The following is a 17,273-nucleotide window of genomic DNA, read 5'->3' on the forward strand; positions in this document are numbered from 1 at the left end:
ATCAGACCTCTTCCTCGATCAGCAGATCGCTCGGACTCGACAGCGTGCCGCGGATGGCTGTCGCTGCGGCGACGAGCGGCGAGACCAGGTGCGTCCGTCCGCCCTTGCCCTGGCGACCTTCGAAGTTCCGGTTCGACGTCGACGCGCAGCGCTCTCCTGGCGCGAGCTGATCGGGGTTCATGCCGAGACACATCGAGCAGCCTGCGAAGCGCCACTCGGCGCCGAAGTCGGTGATGATCTTGTCGAGACCCTCTGCCTCAGCCTCGAGACGCACCCGCGCCGAGCCGGGCACGACCATGACGCGAACGCCGTCCGCCTTCTTCTTGCCCTCGATGATGGAGGCGAACGCGCGGAGGTCCTCGATACGGCTGTTCGTGCACGAGCCCATGAAGACAGCATCCACCGGCACCTCCTTGAGCGGGGTGCCAGGGGTGAGGTCCATGTACTCGAGCGCCCGCTCGGCGGCGGCGCGCTCGTTCGGATCCGCGATCTCGACCGGGTTCGGCACCGAAGACGACAGCGAGCTGCCCTGGCCGGGGTTGGTCCCCCAGGTGACGAAGGGCTCGAGCTCGTCGGCATCGATGAAGACCTCTGCGTCGAACGTCGCGCCCTCGTCGGTGGGCAGCGTGCGCCAGTAGGCGACGGCGTCGTCCCAGTCCTGCCCCTTCGGCGCGTGCGGGCGGCCCTTCAGGTATTCGAAGGTCGTCTCATCGGGTGCGACCATGCCGGCGCGGGCGCCCGCCTCGATCGACATGTTGCAGATCGTCATGCGGCCCTCCATCGAGAGCGCACGGATCGCGCTGCCGCGGAACTCCAGGACGTAGCCCTGTCCGCCGCCGGTGGTGATCTTCGCGATCACGGCCAGGATGATGTCCTTCGCGGTGACGCCGGGGCGGAGCGTGCCGTCGACGGTGATCGCCATCGTCTTGAACGGCTTCAGCGGCAGCGTCTGGGTCGCCATCACGTGCTCGACCTCGCTCGTGCCGATGCCGAAGGCCATGGCCCCGAATGCTCCGTGCGTCGAGGTGTGCGAGTCGCCGCACACCACCGTGATGCCGGGCATCGTGAGTCCGAGCTGCGGGCCGACGACGTGCACGATGCCCTGCTCCGCATCGCCGAGCGAATGCAGTCGCACGCCGAACTCGGCGGCGTTGCGACGCAGCGTCTCGATCTGCGTGCGGCTGGTGAGGTCGGCGATCGGCTTGTGGATCTCGAGCGTCGGGGTGTTGTGGTCCTCGGTCGCGATCGTCAGATCCAGGCGACGCAGCGGACGGTTCTCGCTGCGGAGGCCGTCGAAGGCCTGCGGACTGGTCACCTCATGGACGAGGTGGAGGTCGATGTAGATGAGATCCGGTTCGCCGTTCTCGCCCTTGACGACGAGGTGGTCGTCCCAGACCTTCTCGGCGAGCGTGCGAGGGCGAACGGAATCGGCACCGGGTGCGGGGGTGTTCATTGCGTGTCTCCTGAGGATGGCGGTTCGGCCCACGATGGACTCCGCGACGAGGAGGGGCTCAGAACGAGATCTCGTCGCGGCCGCTAAGAAGGAGCACGATCCGCATGTCGCCAGATTACCACCGCTTCGGCGGGCGATGACGCGACGTGACACTCTACTGTTCACCCGATCGATCGAGAGGCTCCGCATGACCGTCGACTCCACGCGCTTCGTCACCCGGGCCGTCCACGCCGGGCGGGTCCGCGAGACGGCCGCAGCGCGCGCCACCCCGATCTATCTGACCGCCGGTTTCGAGTTCGAGGACTTCGACCATGCCGCCGACCACTTCGGCACCGGCACCGGCTTCGGATACACGCGAACCGGCAACCCGACGATCCGCGCTGTCGAGCGCCAGCTCGCCGCACTGGAGTCGGGTGCGGATGCCGTGCTGGTCGCCAGCGGGCAGGCCGCCGTCGTGACCGCGTTCCTCACCGTCGCCGGCGCCGGCGATCACATCGTCAGCTCGACGCACATCTACGAGGGCACGCGCGGTCTCCTGCTCGACAACCTGGCGCGACTCGGGATCGAGGCGACGTTCGTCGACGACATCGCCGACCCCGATGCCTGGCGTGCCGAGATCCGTCCCAACACCCGCGCGCTGTTCGGCGAGTCCATCGCGAACGCCCGCAACGACATCCTCGACATCGCGGCGATCAGCGCCGTCGCCGACGAGGCCGCGATCCCGCTGATCGTCGACAACACGCTCGCCACGCCGTACCTCGTCCGCCCGATCGAGCACGGCGCGGCGATCGTCGTGCACTCGGCCTCGAAGTTCCTCGCCGGTCACGGTTCGGTGCTGGGCGGTGTCCTGATCGACGACGGACGCTTCGACGCCGCACGTCACGGCCACAACGCACCGCACCTGGTGCTCCCCGGTCGAGGCGGCCTGCCCAGCGTCGCGTCTCGCCACGGCGGCAACGCCCGCATCGCGTATGCCCGCGAGTCCGTCGCACCGCGTTTCGGGGCATCACCGTCGCCGCTCAACGCCTTCCTGATCGGGCAGGGCACTGAGACGCTCGGTCTGCGCGTCGAGCGCCAGTCGCGCAACGCCCTCGAGATCGCGCGCTGGCTGGAGAGCCAGGACGCCGTCGAGAGCGTGGACTACGTCGGACTGCCATCGCACCCTGATCACGCCAAGGCGCAGCGCTATCTCGGCGGTGGCTCCGGATCGATCTTCACGTTCACGCTGCGCGATGGCCTCCCCGCAGCGCGGCGCTTCGTCGAGGGTGTGCAGGTCTTCACGCACATGACGCACATCGGTGATGTCCGCTCGCTCGTGCTGCACCCGGGAACGACCAGCCACGCGCAGCGCACTGCCGAGGAGCGCGCGGTCCTCGGCATCCGTCCTGGCACGCTCCGCGTATCGATCGGCATCGAAGACGTCGACGACCTGATCGGTGACCTCGCCCAGGTGCTGCAGGCAGTCGAAGAGGTCGTCGCGTGAGTCGGCCGCAGCACTTCGGCTGGTTCCTCGCCCGCGGTTTCGGCCCCCAGGGCTGGGGCTACCCGTCGCTCGACTGGGACTACGACTGGACCAGGCCCGAGATCTACCAGGAGGCCGCGCGAACGCTCGAGCAGGCCGGCTTCGATCTCGTCATCATCGAGGACAGCCCTTCGCTCGGTTCCCCCGAGACGATCGACCTGCGGGTCCGGCACGCGTTCGGCGGCCCCAAGCACGACCCGCTGCTGCTTGCGCCGTATCTCTTCCAGGTGACGAGGTACCTCGGCGTCGTACCGACCGTGAACCCCGCCGCCTCACTGCCGTTCACCTCGGCGCGGCAGTTCTCGACGTTGCAGCACCTCAGCGGGCACCGTCTCGGCCTCAACGTCGTCACCGACACCGGCAGTGCCCGGCACTTCTCCGACGCCCCGCCACTCGGGCACGGCGCCGCCTACGACCGGGCGACCGAATGGCTCGACGGCATCCGCTCCCTCTGGCGCAGCTGGGACGACGGGGCGCTCGTGGCCGACCGTGACACCGATGTGTACGCCGACGGCTCGAAACTGCGGGCGGTGCGACACCGCGGCGAACACTATGCCTTCGACGGCCCGCTCAATGCGCTGCCCTTCACCGACGGCGAGCCTGCGATCATCTCCCCCGGCGGATCCGGCCGCGGACTCGGCTTCGCCGGCGCGAACTCCGACGTCCAGCTCGCCCTCGCTCCGCTGCATGAGGCATCAGTCCGTGCGTACCGGACCAAGATCCACGACGCCGCGATCGCCGCAGGGCGACGCCCGGAGGACATCAAGATCCTCTTCGCGATCCAGCCCGTGATCACCAGCTCCGCGGAGGAGGCCGACCGTATCGTCGCGGCATCCGCCCGCCCCGATGAGGCCGCCCTGGTGCAGATCGCTCGGAAGCAGTCCAGCGATCTCGAGACCGACCTCACCTCGCTCGACCTCGACGCGCCGCTCGACCTGTCGATCTTCGGCGACCATGTCTCGCGCGGCAGCATCCAGCGTCTGATCGGCGACCGTGGCGAGGAAGCACCGCTCCGGGCACATCTCACCGCGCTCGTCCGAGCCGGTCGCATCAACGATCGCAGCGGCTTCGTGGGCACGGCGGAGGAGTTCGCCGACCTCATCGAGGAGCTCGGCGACTGGGGCAACGACGGTGTCCTGCTCTGGGGTGACTTCCACCCCGTGACGCTGCACCGAACGCTGGATGAACTCGTGCCGGTGCTCCGGCGCCGCGGCATCCTTCGTCGCGACCACGTCGACGGCGGACTCCGGGCGAACCTGCGCGCGTTCTGACCTGCCGCTACGCGCCTGGGCGCTACCAGCCCATCGAGCCCGGCACGCCCTTGAACGGGCCGACGACCGACGACGTGACCCATCCTCCGTAGAAGCCACCCGGCTGCGGGACGACGACCTCTCCGCCGACCGTGCACTCGTCCATGTGCTGCGCATACACGGCGACCCGGTCGACGAGCGACTCGAAGCCCGGCGAGGGATCCGGGTAGTTCCAGGCCGCGCCTTCGCGCACGGTTTCACCGCTGCGCACATCGAAGTACCGCGCCGCGCCCTTGAACTCGCAGAACGAGGTGCCGGACGAATCCACGAGCGCACCCGCGACGAAGTCTGACATCGGGACGTAGTAGACGGGAGGGTGGCTCGTCTCGAGCACCCGCACGGCGTTCCGGGTGTCGGCGATCAGCGCACCGCCGAGGCGGATGGTGAGGCGTTCAGGCACCGGCTCGACCCGCGGCGGCCTCGGATAGTCCCAGACGGATTCCTGGCCGGGAGCGGGAACGACGGGGCTGGGTCTGCGCATCTGTTCACTGTACGTCTCTCGGTGTTGACTGGGGCCATGGTCACGCTCGCGATGTTCCCACTCGGCTCGGTGCTGTTTCCGCACGCGCCGCTTCCGCTGCGCGTCTTCGAGCCCCGATACCTCACCATGGTCGGGCGACTGCTCGACGAGGACGACCCGCAGTTCGGTGTCGTGCTCATCGAACGCGGCCACGAGGTCGGCGGCGGCGACCGGCGCAGCGGTGTCGGCACGATGGCCAGGTTGGTGAGTGTCGCAGCGGGCGGTGACGTGTTGCACGCCGTGGCCGTCGGCACCGAGCGGTTCACGATCGATCAGTGGCTGGACGACGACCCCTATCCTCGCGCCGAGGTGACACCGCTGCCCGACCTCGAATGGAACGAGGCACTGACTCCGCTGCACTCCGAGGCCGAGGCGATCGTGCGTCGTGCGCTCGGCCGCGCACCGGAGGCGCGGTGGGACGCCGATACCGAACTCGCCGAGAACCCGCTCACGGCGGCCTGGCAGCTCGCTGCGATCGCGCCGCTCGGGGAGTACGACCAGTACACCCTGCTGCGCTCCACCACCGCGGGCGGGCTGCTCCGTCAGGTCATCGATCTCACGCTCGAGGCGGAGCTGCTGTGGTCAGCCGAGTGAGGTGCCGGTGGCGCATCGCCAGGAACAGCGGGAACACGAACGCGAAGGCCGTCACTCCTGCCAGCACCACGTAGAGCCAGCCGAAGCGCATCTCGAGCCGTCTCGCCTCGACGATGATGAACACGCTGCCGGCGATCGCCACCACCAGGAGGTCGACCGTGATCGACGACACCGCAGGGCCGCTGCCGAGCAGATCGACGATGAAGTCCGCCATCTGCGTGATCGCCATGACGTTGAAGGTCCAGGTGCCGATCAGGCCGGCCACCGCCAGCACGAGATACACGAGGGCCAAGGGCGTCCAGTGACGAGTCATGGCGCCATGATCTCACTCGGGGATCGAAACCTTCTTCGTCGCCCGCTTCTCCCGCGCGGCGGCGACCAGGCTCGCGATCGTCGCACCGGCCATCGCCACCACGATCACCGTGAGCGAGAGCCAGATGGGGATGTCGGGTGCCCACTCGATGTGCTCGCCGCCGTTGATGAAGGGCAGCTCGTTCTCGTGCATGGCGTGCAGGATCAGCTTGATGCCGATGAAGCCGAGGATGATCGCGATTCCGTAGTGCAGGTAGCGCAGCCGGTCGAGCAGATCGCCGAGCAGGAAGTACAGCTGGCGGAGACCCATCAGCGCGAAGATGTTCGCGGTGAAGACCAGGAAGCTGTTCTGGGTGATGCTGAAGATCGCGGGGATGGAGTCGATCGCGAACATCAGGTCGGTCACGCCGATCGCCACGAAGACGATCACCATCGGCGTCCAGATGCGCTTGCCGTCGACCACGGTGCGGATCTTGTTGCCGTCGTATTCGTCGCTGATATCGATGCGTCGGCGCAGCAGACGGACGATGAAGTTCTCGCGCTGCACCTCGCCGTCGTGGTCGCCCTCCGGCATCGCCTGGCGGATCGCGGTGTAGATCAGGAAGGCACCGAAGATGTAGAAGATCGGCGAGAAGTTCTCGATGATCGTGACACCGAGCATGATGAACAGCCCGCGCAGCACGAGCGCGATGATGATGCCGACCATCAGCACCATCTGCTGCAGCCGTCGCGGCACCGCGAACTGCGCCATGATCAGCACGAAGACGAACAGGTTGTCGATCGAGAGGCTGTACTCCAGCGCCCACCCGGTGAGGAACTCCCCCGCGAACTGCCCACCCGCGAAGACCGCGAGCAAGCCGGCGAAGACGAGCGCGAGACCGACGTAGAACGCGACCCAGAGCGTCGACTCCTTGGTCGAGGGGATGTGCGGACGCAGGCGCACCAGCATCAGGTCGCCGATGAGGATGAGGACGAGCACGACGAGGGAGCCGACTTCGAACCAGATGGGGATGTTCACGCGCGCACTGCGCCTTTCGAGAGGGGTCGACGATTCCCGAGAGTCTCTCCCCCGCACAGATGTGCGGCGCGCGCCCGGAGCAGCGATGGCGGTGCTCGTGATGACGTTACGCGCGGATTCGGGATACTCCCCCTCGCGAGGACCATGCTAGCGCCTGCGAGGCGCACTGGATCGCACATCGATTCTGAGACGATGAGGCATCCATCGACACTTGCATGGTGAGAGACACCGAACGGAAACAGGATGCCCGTGCAGACGAGTGATCAGAAATGGGCGGCGCAGGCCGCGGCAGGTGACGAGAGCGCCTTCCGCGAGCTGTACCGCGCACATGTACGTCCGGTCTACTGGATCGCCAACGGCATTCTCGCGTCGCCGGCCGACGCCGAGGATGTGACCCAGGAGACCTTCGTGGTGGCGTGGCGCAAGCTCCCGGGCTTCGCGTTGCAGGGCGAATCGATCCTGCCCTGGCTGGCGACGATCTGCCGCTTCCAGGCGGCGAATCGGCTCCGGCAGCGGCGACGCGACCAGGCGAACACGACCGAGATGCTCGATGACCGGCTGCCCGACACGGTCAGCGTCGAGGAGCAGGTGATCACGGCTGCCCTCGCCGCGCGCATCGCGGCAGAGGTCGGCACCCTGAGTGAGCTCGACCGCGAGATCCTCCGCCTGTGCGCCTCGGAGGGATACGCCTACCAGGCGGCAGCCGAGGAGCTCGGGGTCAGCCACGCCGTCGTCCGGAACCGTCTCTCGCGAGTGCGCACCCAGTTGCGGGGCGCCGTCAAGGAAGTGAGAGACGCATGAACGACCAGCCCGAGTTCGACGAACTCCCCGCGCTGTCCGATGAGACCATCGCCCGCATCGAGAACGCGGTGTTCTCGGAGATCGCCGAGGAACGCGCCCCCGTCGCCATCGCGACCACCCGCGCACGCGCCCGTCGTCGCCGGTGGTTGACCGGCGTCGGCATCGCGGCCGCCTTCGCGATCGGTGTCGTCGTGACGCCCCCGATCCTCGGTGCTGTCGGCGGCGGGTCGGCCATGAGCACGGCCGACGGCGGCTCCTCCGTCGCGGCCGTTCCGGAGTCCGTCGCCGGCGCCCCGGACCGAAGCGCCGATGTCGCCCCCGACGCGGCATCGAGCGACAGCGCCGGTCTCACGATGGCAGGCGGAGAGGCAGCGGATGCCGGACGCGACATCATCGCGACCGCGAATGCGACGCTCCAGGTGAAGGACATCGGGAAGGCCGCAGACGCGATCACCGCGCTCGCGGAGCAGCACGGCGGCTACGTCGAGAGCACGGAGGTCGGCAAGGCGCTCGCGCTGGACGACACCTCCGCTCCGATACCGGCGGATTCCGGGTACGGCTGGATCAGCATCCGGGTGCCGTCGGCCGATCTCCCCGACGTGATCGCCGAGCTCGCGGACTCCGGCGAGGTGCTGTCGTCGGCGATCTCACGCCAGGATCTGACCTCGGTCGCCGTGGATCTGCGTGCGCGGGTCGATGCGACCAGGGCATCGGTCGAGCGTCTGACCCAGCTGATGGCGCAGTCCGGCAGCGTCTCCGAGCTGATCGAAGCCGAGGTCGCGCTGACCGACCGCCAGGCTCAGCTCGAGTCGTACGAGCAGCAGCTCGCATCGATCGACGACCAGGTCGCGATGTCGTCGCTGTCGGTGCAGCTCACTCGCACCGACACGACCGTCGCAGCCGACCCCGCAGGCTTCGGTGACGGCCTGCTCGCCGGATGGAACGGTCTCGTCGTCTCGCTCAACGCGCTCGTGATCGCCGTCGGCTTCATCCTCCCCTGGGCCGGCATCGCAGCGGTCGTGGTGCTGGTGGCGTGGCTGATCCGTCGTGGCATCCGTGCCCGTCGAGCATCCGCGAAGGCGCCTGCCGCTCCGAGAGCCGACTGAGAGGTTCAGCACGAAGGCCGCCCCGCCGCCAGGCGACGGGGCGGCCTTCTCTGCATCCGCCGCGCATCGTGGGCGAGGCAGACGCCCGGATACGACGAAAGCCCTTGGAGAACCGAGGGCTTTCGTGTGTTGTGTGACCCCAGCGGGATTCGAACCCGCGTTACCGCCGTGAGAGGGCAGCGTACTAGGCCGCTATACGATGGGGCCGTCTGGCGGAACGTTTCCGTGCCGCGACAACCGTTCAAGTATGCCACGGGGATTCTTGCTGCGCCAAATCGAGGCCGCCGGTGCGCGGCGCCCGGGCGTGGCGCACGCGGAATGGTTTGCCGAGTGGGCCGAGAAGGAGTTGACTCATCACATGCGCGTCACCAAGTTCGAACATGCCGCCCTCCGCATCGATGAGGGAAACGAGACCCTGCTGATCGACCCCGGGTCCTTCACGACCCCGCACGACGATCTCGGCGGTGTCGTCGCTGTCGTCCTCACCCACGAGCACCCTGATCACTGGACACCAGAGCACCTCGACCGCATCCTGCGCGCCGCGCCGGGCACGCCCATCTACGGGTCGGCGGGCGTCGCTCGGGCCGCGTCCGACTACGAGATCACGGTGGTCGCCCCCGGCGACACCATCGAGGTCGGCCGTTTCACGCTCCGCTTCTTCGGCGGCACCCACGAGGTCATCCATGCCTCGATCCCGACGATCGACAACGTCGGCGTACTCGTGAACGAGACGCTGTACTACCCCGGGGACTCCTACGCGGTGCCGGAGGGCGTCGCGGTCGACACCCTCGCCGCACCCCTCGGAGCACCCTGGCTGAAGGTGGGCGACGCGATGGACTACGTGCTGGCCGTCGCGCCGCGCCGGGCGTTCGGCACACACGACATGACGCTCTCCGTCGCAGGCAAGACGATGCACCGCCAGCGCCTGCAGTGGGCGACGGAGCAGGGCGGCGGCGAGTTCTTCGTTCTCGAGCCCGGCGACACGCTCGACGTCTGATGCAGGGTCCGCGCCGACTGCTCCCCCGACCGACGCCCCGTCTGCGGTTCCGTGAGATGACGGTCGACGACCTCGACGACATGGCGGAGCTGCTCGGCGATCCGCGCGTGATGGCGTACTACCCCGCGCCGAAGACGCGGGAGGAGAGTCTCGACTGGATCGAGCGGATGCAGACGCGATACGTCGAGCACGGTCACGGTCTGTGGGTCATCGAGACGCACGACGGCGAGTTCCTCGGTGACTGCGGACTGACCTGGCAATCGGTGAACGACAGTCCGGTGCTCGAGGTCGGCTACCACGTCCGCGCAGACCGGCAACGTCAGGGGCTCGCGACCGAGGCGGCCATCTCGTGCCGTGAACTCGCACGCGTCGAGTTCGCCCCGACCCTGCTGACCGCCATCATCCACCCGCAGAACGTCGCCTCCCGCACGGTCGCCGAGCGCCTCGGGATGACCCACATCGACGACGACCGCGCGCATCCATGGATCGTGCGCACGGTCATGGGCATGCAGCTCGCACCGGTTGCGACGGACTGACCGGAGCTCAGTTCCCCGCGTACCGTGCGCGCACCCCGAGCTCGCGTTCGAGGTGATCACGCTGCTCGATCACGATACGGCGGAGCGCGGCCGGGGCGTCCTCATTCTCAGCCAGCCAGGCGTCGACCCGATCGGTCGAATCGGTCGCTGGGAAGAGTCCGATCACGAGACGCTTCGCGAGCTCGATGCTGCGTGTTCCCCACACAGCGCCGATCCGATCGAAGTACTCGGCATCGAAACGCTCGATGAGATCGCGGCGGCCACCGGCGCGGAAGCCTGCGATCTCTGCATCCAGGTGATCGTTGCTCAACGAGAGGTCAGTCCAGGCCGCCTCCCATGCAGCACGGCGCACGTCGGCCTCAGGGCGAGAAGCCGATGCACGCCTGGCCGCGGTTCGGCCGGTGCCGGTGTCGTCACGCGCGAGTTCGGCAGCGATCTCATCGGCGCCGGCATGGCCGGTGGTGACGAGAGCCGTCAGCAGCTGCCACCGCAGATCGGGGTCGACGGTCAGCCCTTCGGGGGCACGGCCCTCCCACAGCGCTCGGACGTCCGCAGCGCGCACGTCATCGGCGGCTGACGCAGCAGCGAAAGCGCGCGCCCAGGACAGCTGGGCGTCGCTGCCGGCAGCGGCTCCCTGCAGGGCGCTCCACGACGCCTCAGTCCACGCGCGCAGCTCATCCGACCTGCGAGCATCATCGACGAAGTGCCGCACGGCGTACGCCGCATTGGCGAGCACCCCCGTGAGCAGTCCGATGTTGGGCTCGTGCGGCGCATGCGCACGCACCACCGCGAGGTACCGCACCGGGTCGAGCTCGCCGTCGCGCGTCGCATTCCAGAGCGACGACCAGACGAGCGCGCGGGCGAGCGCATCGTCGATCGCCGACAGCGACGCCTCGACGGTCACCAGGGACCGCTCGTCGAGCCGCGCCTTCGCGTACGTGAGGTCGTCGTCGTTCAGGAGCACGAGCGGGGCATCCGCCAGCTCGACGGCCGTCCGCTCCTCCGCGATGTCGAGAGCGACCTGCTCACGACGGACCAACCGATCCCCCACCCAGTCGTACATGCCGATCCGCAGACGATGCGGGCGCGCATCCGTCTGCACGAGCACCTGCCCGCCGCCGTCACCGGCAGCTTCGAGCCACAACGTCGACATGCCCGTCGTCTCGAGCCAGGCAGCTGACCAGTCGCGCATGTCGCGGCCGGAGACCGCACTCAGCTGCGTAAGCAGATCATCGAGCGTCGTGTTGCCGAACGCGTTGGCCGCGAAGTAGCGACGGGCACCCTCGAAGAACGCGTCCTCGCCGACGAACGCGACGAGCTGCTTCAGCACCGATGCGCCCTTCGCGTAGGTGATGCCGTCGAAGTTCAGCTTCGCGGCCTCGAGGTCGGTGATGTCGGCCACGATCGGATGCGTCGTCGGCAGCTGATCCTGCTGATACGCCCATGCCTTGCGACTCGCGGCGAACTTCACCCAGGCATCGGTGAAGCGGGTCGCCGCCGCCGAGGCGTGCGCGCCCATGTAGTCGGCGAACGACTCCTTGAGCCACAGGTCGTCCCACCAGCGCATCGTCACGAGGTCGCCGAACCACATGTGGGCCATCTCGTGCAGGATCGTGTTCGCCCGAGCCGCGCGCTGCGCGTCGGTCGCGGCGCCGCGCGAGAGGTACGCCTCAGTGAAGGTGACGAGGCCCGGGTTCTCCATGGCGCCGAGGTTGTACTCGGGCACGAAGATCTGGTCGTACTTGCCCCACGGGTACGGGTACGCGAAGGCGTCGGTGAAGAAGTCGAGGCCCTGGCGCGTGATATCGAGGATCTCGTCGGACTCCAGGTGCTGGGCGAGCGAGCGGCGGGCGAACACGCCGAGGGCGATCCGCTGCTCATCCCGCGTCCATTCTCCGTCGACCCGGGTGTACGGACCGGCTGCCACTGCGGTGATGTAACTCGAGACGGGCAGCGTCGGAGCGAACTCGACGCGCTGCACCCCGACGCCGCGGTCGGTGTGCACCGGAGCCTGGTTGGACAGCACCTCCCACTCGGCGGGCGCGTGCACCACGAACGTGTAGGCGGCCTTGATGTCGGGCTGCTCGAAGCACGCCATCACGCGGCGCGAGTCCGCCGGCTCGTACTGGGTGTACAGGTATGTCTCGCCGTCTGCCGGATCATGGAACCGGTGCAGCCCCTCGCCGGACCGACTGTACGTCCCGATCGCTTCGACCACCACGGTGTTCGACGCCTCGAGCCCGGTGAGCCGGATACGGGCGCCGTCGTATCGGACGTCCTGCGGTTCGCCGTTGACCGTGACGCTGCGGACCGAGTCCCCGATGAAGTCGAGCCACGTGTGCGTCGTGCTCGCGTCGAAGTCGAGCGTCGTCGTGGTCGCGAACCCGATACGGGCCTGTTCGGGCGCTCCGGTGAGATCGAGTTCGACGCGGATGCTGCGCGCGGTGATCGCAGCGGATCGCGCGGCGGTCTCCTCACGGGTGAGATTGGCGGTGTCCATGCGTCCATCCTGTCACCCGGTACTCCGCTCGCCCATCTCACCGTGTTGCGGAATGCAACAGACGGGCGTAGCGTTGCATTCAGCAACAGGAGGTCGGACATGCACGCAGATGCACGCGGTGAGCACAGCGAGACAGTGCTCCGCGCACTCGTCGCGATCTCCCGTCGAGGGCTCGCCGACGCACGCTTCGGCGACGCCCCGCTCTCGGTCACCGATCAGTCGATCGTGATGGCGATCGCCGAACAGCCGGGCATCCGCTCGATCGACATCGCCCGCATGTTCCGCCTGAACAGGTCGACCGTCTCCCGACAGCTCTCGGCCCTCATCGCACTCGGCATCGTCCGCGAGGCTCCGGTGGAGTCCGGCCGGGGGCGCCCGCTCGAGCTCACCGATGCGGGGTCCGCCGCGTACCGCGGCACGCTCGCATCACTCCAGCAGATCATCGACGCGCACCTCGAGCCATGGACGGACGACGAGGTCGCCCGTTTCGCACACGACCTCGAGCGCTTCGACCACAGCACCGGCCTGTCCTGACCGGGCAGCGCGGCGCACCGCAGAACCCGACCCACAAGGTCACCAGAGAAGGAAGAGCAATGAAGAACATCACCGTCCTCGGCACCGGCGTCCTCGGATCGCAGATCGCGTTCCAGACCGCCTTCCACGGCTTCGACGTCGTGGCCTACGACATCGATCAGCCAGCGCTGGGTCGCGCAGCGGAGCGCTTCACCGGGCTCGCAGCACGGTACGAGGCTGACAGCGTCGAGGGCGCGGCAGACGGCGGCGCGACCGCCGCGATCGGGCGCATCCGCCTGACCTCGGACCTGGCTGATGCGGTCGCAGCGGCCGATCTCGTGATCGAGGCCGTCCCCGAGAACCTCGAGCTGAAGCAGGGCATCTACCGCACGATCGGCGCAGCCGCTCCGGCGACCACGGTCTTCGCGACGAACTCGTCCACGCTCCTGCCGAGCGCCCTGGCCGAGTCGACCGGCCGCGCGGACCGGTTCCTGGCACTGCATTTCGCGAACGAGATCTGGTCCCACAACACCGCCGAGGTCATGGGCACCGCAGCGACCGCCCCCGAGGTCTACGCCGCGGTCGTCGAATTCGCCCGTTCGATCGGAATGGTGCCGATCGAGATCAAGAAGGAGAAGGCAGGCTACCTGCTGAACTCGCTCCTGGTCCCGTTCCTGCAGGCAGCCGGCGAGTTGCTCGTCGGCGGCATCGCAGAGCCCGAAGCGATCGACGCGACCTGGCGGATCGGCACCGGCGCGCCTGCCGGGCCGTTCGAGATCTACGACATCGTCGGCCTCACGACCGCGTACAACATCTCGCGGATGGGCGATGCGAAGCAGCAGGCGTTCGCCGACCTCATCAAGGAGCGCTACATCGACCAGGGCAAGCTCGGCGTGGCGACCGGCGAGGGCTTCTACACCTACCCGCGGAGCAACTGACCAGCGGAGCACGCTGACTGAGGCGGCCGTTCACGGAGACGTGACGGCCGCTTCGTCGTGTGCGGGTGCCAGCCGATGGCCGAGTTCGAGATACAGGGCGTCTGCCGCGGCTCCTCTGACCGCGGCCTCTTCCGCATCACCGCGAGCGAGCGCGATCAGGGCGAGGGCACGATCGCTGCGCGCGACCTCGGCGCGGTCCCCGGTCGCTTCCGCGGTGCCGCGCGCCTCCAGCGCGTGTCGCTCGGCTGCGCGCAGCGAGTCCTGGTCCGCGTCGACTGTCGCCGCGACCAGCAGGATCTCGGCCAGCGAGTTGGCTGCCTCAGTCGCGATCAGCGGTGAACCGGCCCGTTCAGCCGCCCTCAGTGCACCGTCCGCGGCCTCGAGTGCACGTGCGTGCCGACCTGCCCGCGCGTCGATGCGCGCCCCGAGGAGGATCAGGTCTGCCGCCGTGCCGTACTCCGCATCGCGCTGCGCGGGATCGAGCGCATCGCCGATCCACTCCAGCGCGCGAGCGTCGTCTCCCCTGGCTTCGGCGACCAAGGCCATGGTCCGTCGCACATACGGCAGCGAGCGACCGCCGGACCCGTCGAGCAGCTCCGCCAACGCATGCTCGGCCTCCTCGAGGCGTCCGACGGCGAGCATGTGCAGGGCCCGGTTCCCGCGCACGATCGTGATGTTCAGCTCATCACCCGCAGCCACTGCGATTGCCAGCGCTTCGGCGTACTCGCGCTCGGCCTCCGGATACCGCGCGAGGATCCGCAGGGTGTCAGCATGGTTGCCCGTCGCCCGTCCCTCGACGACGCGGTCGCCGGCCGTTCTGGCGTGATCGATCGATCGCCCGTACGAGGCCAGCGCTTCGTCGAGGTGACTCATCCAGCGCTGGACATTGCCGATCTGGTTCCAGGTGCGCGCGAGCGCTGCGCCCGTCGCGATCCGACGCACGCGGTGCAGCGTCACGAGCGCCTCGTCGAACCGGCCCAGCTTCTCGGCGCACTGCGCGATGCCGAGCGCGATGTCCGGCACCAGATCCAGTCCGGCGCTGCGGGCGGCGAGGTCGTGCAGCCGCATCGACTCGTTCCACAGCGACCACCGGACGAGCGTCGGGTGCGCGGCGATCGCGAGCTGCTCGACGATCGCGTCCAGTCCGTGTTCACGAGCGGCGCCTGCGACTGCGAGCACGGTGCTCACCTCGTGGGCAGCGTAGTCGTCGTCCACGGTGAGCACTTCGAGCACAGCGGCCCCGAGTCGTGCCACGAACGCTCGTCTGGCCGACGACGGCCGCAGCGCGCGGGATCGCTCGGCTGCGAACGCGAAGACCGTGGCGTGCATCTGCACACGGCCGTCCTGGCGCTCGACGAGGTGCCGTGCTCGAAGCCGTTCGAGTCGCCGGACGGTCTGGGCACCGCCTGCGGCGAGCAGCGCGCGCTCGTCGAGGTCCCGGTCGATCAGAGCGAGGTCTGCCAGCAGCTCCGCCTCGTCGGCCGGCAGCGATCTCGTCGCCGCGTCGAGCACGGGACGGATGCGTGCATCCCGTGGCTCCTGCTCGAAGCGGGAGGCGAGGTCGTCGAAGGTCCACCCTGGGTGCTCGTGCACGATGCCGGCGAGCATCGCCAGATCCAGTGGGAGTCCGGCGGCCACCGTCACGATCCGATCGATCGCCGCATCCGCCACCTGAAGCGGCGCGGCGGTGTCGCCGGCACGCGAAGGATCCAGGAGATGCACGAGCAGCCTGCGTGCGTCGACCGTCTCCAGCGGAGCAACCGGAACATGCACCGCCGAGATGCCGCTCCCCCGCAGCTGCGACGCCGAGGCGGAGAGATCACCGCGTGAGGTCACGACGTATCGCACACCCGGCACGATCAACGACAGGAGCCGTGCGGCAGGTCCGGCATCCTCCAGAATGACCGTCCGGTCTCGGATCTCCGCACGAAAGCGCTCCCGCAGTCGAGAGAGCTCGTATGGCAGCGAGCGGTGTCCGAGAGCACCGAGCATCCGCCGCAGGACGTCGACCGGATCGGCCACCGGACGGTCGGTGTCCGACGCGCGCAGGTCGACGGTGAGAACCGCATCCGCAGGCGCCAGCGCTGAGGCCAGCGTGCTCTTGCCGACACCGGGCAGTCCGGTGAGCAGGATGACGTCGACGGCCGGAAGACTCTGGATGAGCGCCTCGCGTCCGATCGCCGCGTCGTCCCGGTGCCGCACCGCGAGCGAGACCTCGATGTGCACGCCGGCTCGCTGGCCGTTCAGCGTCCGAGCACGATCCCGCCACTCGCTCGCGTCGTCGGGAGCAGCCCCGAGGACGGTCGCGATATCACCGATGAGTCGGTCGTCGACGCGGCGTCGTCCGGGCCTGAAGCAGTCGTAGACCGTGACCTTCGCCGGCTCCTCGCCGCCGCGCAGTCGACCGATCCGACGGGCGATCTCGGCATATGACGGAGCACCGGCCGCGGAACGCAGGATGCCGAGCGCGGCGCACAGCTCATCGAGGGTGTGCGCATCGGGCATGAGTCGAGCCTATGACAGTCGAATTGCCGCCAGGACATCGGGGCGTTCGGACTCGTTCGGACTCGCGCGGCGCTGGCAGTCCGGCTCCTAGGCTCGGGCTCGCTGTGGGCGATGCGCGCCCGCTCGAACGAACCCGGACGAAAGAGATTCGATGACCACCCGTGCTGAGATCACCGCCAAACTCGACGACTTCGCCTTCCAGAAGGTGAACTTCGGTGGATTCCTGATGAACAAGCGGGCGAAGAACTCGCACGCGCTCTGGACGCGGAACAGCGACAAGGGCGTGACCGAGCTCAGCATCCTCGCAACCCGTGACTACGGCGACAACAACATCTACGACGTGGCTGCGTTCACGCTCGAGGGTTCGGTGCCGGCCGAGGTGCTCGCGGAACTGGCGCCGCAGGCCGAGGCTCTCGCGGATCGCATCAACCTCCGCGAGCACGGCTACGTCTATTCCTGCCTCGAGCCATGGGACGGCGGCGGCAGCATCTGGATCTCGAAGAAGCCGGAGTTCCGCGCCCTCAGCCGCCTCGACCAGGGCATCTACGTCATTCCGATCCAGCGTCTGTCCGGCGACCAGCCGCGATGGCTGTCGTGGGTTCGCGAGAGCGGGCAGCTCAACATCGCCATCGTCTACAAGCCCTGACG

Annotated in this window: 16 protein-coding genes and 1 tRNA gene; 10 read left to right on the forward strand and 7 right to left on the reverse strand. The window is 68.4% G+C overall.

Translation table 11 applies throughout. The annotated features are described in order from the left end of the window. Position 1: 1 nt before the first annotated feature. On the reverse strand, positions 2-1,453 hold the full coding sequence (gene leuC / locus RS83_RS15770; protein WP_045280418.1) for a 3-isopropylmalate dehydratase large subunit: 1,452 nt from the start codon (positions 1,451-1,453) through the stop codon (positions 2-4). A gap of 187 nt (positions 1,454-1,640) precedes the next feature. On the opposite strand from leuC, the gene RS83_RS15775 reads away from it, so the two are divergent. Together RS83_RS15775 and RS83_RS15780 are read left to right on the forward strand one after the other, a co-directional pair. Then, positions 1,641-2,936 carry an O-acetylhomoserine aminocarboxypropyltransferase/cysteine synthase family protein gene (locus RS83_RS15775; RefSeq protein WP_045280419.1) on the forward strand — a complete coding sequence of 432 codons (1,296 nt, stop codon included), beginning with the start codon at positions 1,641-1,643 and terminating at the stop codon, positions 2,934-2,936. Then, on the forward strand, positions 2,933-4,246 hold the full coding sequence (locus tag RS83_RS15780) for an LLM class flavin-dependent oxidoreductase (RefSeq protein WP_045280420.1): 1,314 nt from the start codon (positions 2,933-2,935) through the stop codon (positions 4,244-4,246). Before RS83_RS15775 ends, RS83_RS15780 begins: the two co-directional genes overlap by 4 nt. Positions 4,247-4,268: 22 nt before the next feature. Here RS83_RS15780 and RS83_RS15785 read toward each other — a convergent pair whose 3' ends face one another. Then, positions 4,269-4,766, reverse strand: coding sequence for a DUF427 domain-containing protein (locus RS83_RS15785; protein WP_045280421.1), 498 nt, complete (start codon positions 4,764-4,766; stop codon positions 4,269-4,271). A 36-nt stretch (positions 4,767-4,802) separates the two neighbouring features. On the opposite strand from RS83_RS15785, the gene RS83_RS15790 reads away from it, so the two are divergent. Then, complete coding sequence (locus RS83_RS15790; protein ID WP_045280422.1) at positions 4,803-5,399, forward strand: LON peptidase substrate-binding domain-containing protein; 597 nt, start codon at positions 4,803-4,805, stop codon at positions 5,397-5,399. Here RS83_RS15790 and RS83_RS15795 read toward each other — a convergent pair. Both RS83_RS15795 and RS83_RS15800 read right to left on the reverse strand, forming a co-directional pair. Further along, positions 5,362-5,712: a DUF2834 domain-containing protein gene (locus RS83_RS15795; RefSeq protein WP_045280423.1), complete on the reverse strand. Its 351-nt coding sequence runs from the start codon at positions 5,710-5,712 to the stop codon at positions 5,362-5,364. The two genes, RS83_RS15790 and RS83_RS15795, sit on opposite strands and share 38 nt — an antisense overlap. Before the next feature lie 12 nt (positions 5,713-5,724). Further along, the gene (locus RS83_RS15800) at positions 5,725-6,729 is read right to left on the reverse strand and encodes a TerC/Alx family metal homeostasis membrane protein (RefSeq protein WP_045280424.1); all 1,005 of its coding nucleotides are present in this window, start codon (positions 6,727-6,729) and stop codon (positions 5,725-5,727) included. Positions 6,730-6,972: 243 nt separating this feature from the next. Between RS83_RS15800 and RS83_RS15805 the strand changes: the two genes are divergently transcribed. Together RS83_RS15805 and RS83_RS15810 are read left to right on the forward strand one after the other, a co-directional pair. Further along, on the forward strand, positions 6,973-7,530 hold the full coding sequence (locus tag RS83_RS15805; RefSeq protein ID WP_045280425.1) for an RNA polymerase sigma factor: 558 nt from the start codon (positions 6,973-6,975) through the stop codon (positions 7,528-7,530). After that, positions 7,527-8,636, forward strand: coding sequence for a DUF4349 domain-containing protein (locus RS83_RS15810; protein WP_045280426.1), 1,110 nt, complete (start codon positions 7,527-7,529; stop codon positions 8,634-8,636). Before RS83_RS15805 ends, RS83_RS15810 begins: the two co-directional genes overlap by 4 nt. 134 nt (positions 8,637-8,770) lie before the next feature. Here RS83_RS15810 and RS83_RS15815 read toward each other — a convergent pair. After that, a tRNA-Glu gene (locus RS83_RS15815) sits at positions 8,771-8,843 on the reverse strand. Between the two features lie 151 nt (positions 8,844-8,994). On the opposite strand from RS83_RS15815, the gene RS83_RS15820 reads away from it, so the two are divergent. Both RS83_RS15820 and RS83_RS15825 read left to right on the forward strand, forming a co-directional pair. Continuing rightward, positions 8,995-9,633 carry an MBL fold metallo-hydrolase gene (locus RS83_RS15820; protein ID WP_045280427.1) on the forward strand — a complete coding sequence of 213 codons (639 nt, stop codon included), beginning with the start codon at positions 8,995-8,997 and terminating at the stop codon, positions 9,631-9,633. After that, a complete protein-coding gene (locus tag RS83_RS15825; protein ID WP_156153230.1) occupies positions 9,633-10,169 on the forward strand; it encodes a GNAT family N-acetyltransferase in 537 nt (178 codons plus the stop codon). Before RS83_RS15820 ends, RS83_RS15825 begins: the two co-directional genes overlap by 1 nt. Positions 10,170-10,176: 7 nt before the next feature. Here RS83_RS15825 and pepN read toward each other — a convergent pair whose 3' ends face one another. Beyond that, positions 10,177-12,669, reverse strand: coding sequence for an aminopeptidase N (gene pepN / locus RS83_RS15830; RefSeq protein WP_045280428.1), 2,493 nt, complete (start codon positions 12,667-12,669; stop codon positions 10,177-10,179). A 99-nt stretch (positions 12,670-12,768) separates the two neighbouring features. On the opposite strand from pepN, the gene RS83_RS18400 reads away from it, so the two are divergent. Next, positions 12,769-13,203: a MarR family winged helix-turn-helix transcriptional regulator gene (locus tag RS83_RS18400; RefSeq protein WP_052679146.1), complete on the forward strand. Its 435-nt coding sequence runs from the start codon at positions 12,769-12,771 to the stop codon at positions 13,201-13,203. A gap of 59 nt (positions 13,204-13,262) precedes the next feature. After that, the gene (locus RS83_RS15840; protein ID WP_045280429.1) at positions 13,263-14,120 is read left to right on the forward strand and encodes a 3-hydroxyacyl-CoA dehydrogenase; all 858 of its coding nucleotides are present in this window, start codon (positions 13,263-13,265) and stop codon (positions 14,118-14,120) included. Positions 14,121-14,150: 30 nt separating this feature from the next. Here RS83_RS15840 and RS83_RS15845 read toward each other — a convergent pair whose 3' ends face one another. Then, positions 14,151-16,625: a tetratricopeptide repeat protein gene (locus RS83_RS15845; RefSeq protein ID WP_045280430.1), complete on the reverse strand. Its 2,475-nt coding sequence runs from the start codon at positions 16,623-16,625 to the stop codon at positions 14,151-14,153. A gap of 151 nt (positions 16,626-16,776) precedes the next feature. Here RS83_RS15845 and RS83_RS15850 point away from each other — a divergent pair, with 151 nt between their 5' ends. Next, the gene (locus RS83_RS15850; RefSeq protein WP_045280431.1) at positions 16,777-17,271 is read left to right on the forward strand and encodes a hypothetical protein; all 495 of its coding nucleotides are present in this window, start codon (positions 16,777-16,779) and stop codon (positions 17,269-17,271) included. Positions 17,272-17,273: the final 2 nt, after the last annotated feature.

Source organism: Microbacterium oxydans (genome assembly GCF_000956525.1).
GTDB lineage: Bacteria > Actinomycetota > Actinomycetes > Actinomycetales > Microbacteriaceae > Microbacterium > Microbacterium oxydans_A.